We start from the raw sequence: 2,956 nt of genomic DNA, 5'->3' as shown, positions 1-2,956 counted from the left end.
AGCCTTTGCGACTCAAAGTTCGGCTGCAACATTACCGGTCAATAAGGAAGCTTGTGAAAAGATCGGTGTACCATCGGATATCAGTGATATTGTCTTACCGATGGGATGCACGATGCATATGGATGGTTCGGTATTAAGTTCTATTACTAAAATTGCTTTTTTATTTACAACATTTCATATGTCTTTCTCGGGCATTGATACATATGCGATGTCAATTTTAGTAGCCATCTGTTCTGCCTTTGTACTTTCGGGAGCACCGGGTGGTGGCCTAGTAGGAGAGATGTTGATCGTATCGATGTTTGGCTTTCCACCGGAAGCCTTTCCATTGATTGCAACTCTGGGCTTCTTGTTTGATCCTATGGCAACGGCTTTAAATGCCAGTGGAGATACGATTGCCAGCATGATCGTAACTCGTTTGGTCGAAGGGAAAAACTGGCTAAAGAAATCAGGTGAATCTTTGTGACTGTAAACTTTATAGATTTATTAAAGAGAGAAATGGTGCCGGCTCAGGGATGTACAGAACCGATTGCAGTGGCTTATGCGGCAAGCATAGCTTCAAAAGAGCTTTTACCAGATAAAATTATCAATTCTATTGATTTATATTTAAGTGGAAATATCATTAAAAATGCATTGGGAGTAGGTATTCCGGGGACTGGACAAGTAGGACTCAATATTGCGGCAGCACTAGGTGCTGTAATAGCAAAACCGGAAAAGAAATTAGAAATTCTTCAAGGATTTGATGCTCAGCAATTAAAGCAGGCGGAATCATTACTTAAAGAAATAAAGATTGAACAAAAAGAAACAAAAGAAAAATTATATATTGAAGTTGTTATTTCGGGAGCAAATCATAAAGTAAAAGTAGTGATTGCACAAACACATACAAATGTTATTTATATTGAAAAAGATGGTAGAGCACTTTTTGAAAAATCATGTGATGATAAAGACGAAATGGGTGTAAACAGAACGGGATTAACTGTTGAAAATATTTACCGGTTTATAGAGACTGTTCCATTTGAAAAAATATCTTTTGTGTTGGACTGTGTAGAAATGAATCGCAAAGTGAGCAAGGAAGGATTAAAAGGACAATATGGATTGAAAGTTGGAAATAAGGTAAACCAAGAGAATTCACAAATGTTTGTCGATCCTGTAACATTACAAATTCTATCTGCCACCTGTGCAGCCAGTGATGCGAGAATGGATGGATGCCCTTTACCAATCATGACAACGGCAGGAAGCGGAAATCAGGGAATTGCTTGTTCTATGCCAGTCATCAAGATGGCCGAAATTATGAAAGTAAATGACGATAAACTGGCAAGAGCGCTGGCTCTATCTAATCTTATGGTCATTCATATCAAAGAATTTATGGGGCGTTTATCTCCTTTGTGTGGGGCTGCGATCGCCGGTGGAACGGGAGCCTGTTGTGCCATGACATATCTGCAAGGTGGCAATCTAAATCAAATTAATTGTGCCATTCGAAATATGGTGGCATCTTTGTCTGGAATGATTTGTGATGGTGCAAAAAAAACATGTGCTTTAAAAATTGCAACTGGAACGAATGCTGCTCTTCTTAGTTCCACACTGGCATTAAATAACATTTCTGCTACAAGCCAAGATGGCATTATCTTTGACGATGTGGAAGATACTGTGCATAATATTGAAAAGCTTGTAAAAGAAGGTCTGAAACAAACAGATCAGACGATCTTATCCATCATGTTAAATAAAAAAGAAGGAGGAATTCAACATGAAACAAGTTGTTAAAAGTGAAAAAAGTGCAAAGGCTTTAGGCCCTTATTCAGCAGGTATTGCGATTGATTCATTTGTTTTTTTATCTGGTCAGTTGGGAATTGATCAAAATGGTGATTTAGTCAGCGACAATGTGGTTGAACAAACAAAACAAGCGTTTGTAAATATTAAAAATCTTTTAGAATCACAAGGTTTAACTTATTCCGATATTATCAAAACAACTGTATTCTTATCAAATATTGAAGATTTTGGAAAAGTAAATGAAGAATATGGAAAATACTTTGATAATGCTTATCCTGCAAGAAGCTGTTTTGAAGTAGCTTGTCTGCCGAAAAACGCAAAAGTAGAGATTGAATGCATCGCATGGAGGGAAAAATAAGATGTTAAAAGTTATCGGGTCAACGCAATGTCCAGATACTAGTGAAGCGTTACAAAAGTTGGACTTAAAAAATATAAAGTATGAATTTATAGATATTTTTGATTCGTTGGAAAATTTAAAGACGTATCTTAAAGTCAGAGATACACAAAATTGTTATGACGTGGTCCGGAAAAATCATGGTATTGGAATTCCATGCTTTATTACAGAAGACAAGACTACATTGGAAATAACAGAAATTTTATAGTTGCGAAGAGAACATCTTCGCACTTTTTATTTATAGACTGTGCCAAATAATTACAGCATTAATCGTCTTTTAATAGTCAACTTATCTTAGATATATAAGAGCGTGAACAAATTGCAATGGATATAAAACAATTAGAATCAAAAACAACCAAGTATATTTTTGGTTTCTTTGTTTCGCATCATAATAAAGCAAAGACCAAATGTATGCCATGATTATATATCCGATTATATGAAAAATAGGAGAAGAGATTCTTTAATCCATATCACACAGGCCTATGAAGACATTAATGGTGATGAGCGCAAAAACTGATCTTTTTACTGTTTGACTTTTCATGAGTAGCCTTTCTTTTTGAATTGAGAAGTAGGTAGTAGTGTAAATAACTTGTAAATGACTCTATTATGAGTATAGTATAGTAAACATACGAAATAAATGGGAATAAGGAAAGAAGTGAAAGATGATGAAGTATAACTTTGATACAGTCATAGATCGTTCCAAGAATCATGCAGCCAAGTATGATGAACGAATCAAAAAGTTTGGTACAGAGGATGTCATTCCTCTATGGGTGGCGGATATGGACTTCAAGACCGCAC

The 2,956-nt window shown here is 35.9% G+C and carries 4 protein-coding genes; all 4 read left to right on the top strand.

Going from position 1 to position 2,956, the window contains the following annotated elements:
* On the top strand, positions 1-463 hold a 463-nt coding region (locus ACTQX6_RS12525; RefSeq protein WP_441657554.1), incomplete at its 5' end, for a cation:dicarboxylate symporter family transporter.
* Positions 460-1,758 carry an L-cysteine desulfidase family protein gene (locus ACTQX6_RS12520; protein WP_272007898.1) on the top strand — a complete coding sequence of 433 codons (1,299 nt, stop codon included), beginning with the start codon at positions 460-462 and terminating at the stop codon, positions 1,756-1,758. The genes ACTQX6_RS12525 and ACTQX6_RS12520, both read left to right, overlap by 4 nt.
* Positions 1,742-2,122: a Rid family detoxifying hydrolase gene (locus ACTQX6_RS12515; protein ID WP_168966863.1), complete on the top strand. Its 381-nt coding sequence runs from the start codon at positions 1,742-1,744 to the stop codon at positions 2,120-2,122. Before ACTQX6_RS12520 ends, ACTQX6_RS12515 begins: the two co-directional genes overlap by 17 nt.
* A 1-nt stretch (position 2,123) precedes the next feature.
* Positions 2,124-2,366 carry a glutaredoxin gene (locus ACTQX6_RS12510; RefSeq protein ID WP_168966865.1) on the top strand — a complete coding sequence of 81 codons (243 nt, stop codon included), beginning with the start codon at positions 2,124-2,126 and terminating at the stop codon, positions 2,364-2,366.
* The last annotated feature ends 590 nt before the right edge of the window (positions 2,367-2,956 follow it).

Source organism: Faecalicoccus sp. LCP19S3_E2, assembly GCF_052121255.1.
In the GTDB taxonomy this organism is placed as follows: domain Bacteria; phylum Bacillota_I; class Bacilli_A; order Erysipelotrichales; family Erysipelotrichaceae; genus Faecalicoccus.
This window is presented reverse-complemented; position numbering and strand designations above follow the sequence as displayed.